1 protein-coding gene is annotated in these 734 nt (G+C 52.2%); it reads left to right on the top strand.

The genetic code is table 11. The features are described 5' to 3' along the window. Positions 1 to 734: Ig-like domain-containing protein (locus GPLA_RS19580; protein WP_040515469.1), on the top strand; the 734-nt coding region annotated here is incomplete at both ends.

The following is a 734-nucleotide window of genomic DNA, read 5'->3' as shown; positions in this document are numbered from 1 at the left end:
CCAACCATTACCGGTACCACTGATGCGCCTGTTAATTCGGTGGTTAATCTTACGATCACTGGAAACAATGGCGCAGTGCAAACACTGAATGCCACTGTGCAAGCAAACGGTACGTACAGCGCAGCAGTACCAGCAGATTTAGCCGAAGGCAGTTATAGCGTCCAGGCGACAATAACTGATACAGCCGGTAATGAGGCGAGTGCAAACGATACTGGCAGCGTAGATACTATCGCGCCAACGTTAACCGTGGATGCGCCAGATAACAGCGGTGATGCTACCCCTACGATTACCGGTAGTACAGATGCGCCCGTGAATTCAGTGGTTAATCTCACCGTTACCGACAGTAACGATGCAGTGCAAACTGTCAATGCCATTGTACAAGCAAATGGTACCTATAGCGCGGCAGTACCAGTAGATTTAGCTGAAGGCAATTATAGTGTTGCGGCCACGGTAGCGGATGCCGCGGGTAACGAGACCATCGCCAACGATACTGGCAGCGTGGACACGGTGGCGCCCACGTTAACGGTGGATGCCCCCGACAACAGCAATGATGCCACCCCGACCATTACCGGCACGAGCAATGAGCCAGACAATGCGGTTGTGTCGCTCTTGGTGACAGACGAAGCGGGCGTTGAACAAGTTCTCAGCGCCACGGTATTAAGCGGTGTTTACAGTGTGGATGTACCAGACGAATTAGCAGAAGGTACCTATACCGTTGATGCCAGTATTATCGA

This window comes from Paraglaciecola polaris LMG 21857 (assembly GCF_000315055.1).
In the GTDB taxonomy this organism is placed as follows: Bacteria; Pseudomonadota; Gammaproteobacteria; order Enterobacterales; family Alteromonadaceae; genus Paraglaciecola; species Paraglaciecola polaris.
The sequence above is the reverse complement of the archived record's forward strand: the minus strand, read 5'-3'. Positions and strand labels throughout refer to the sequence as shown.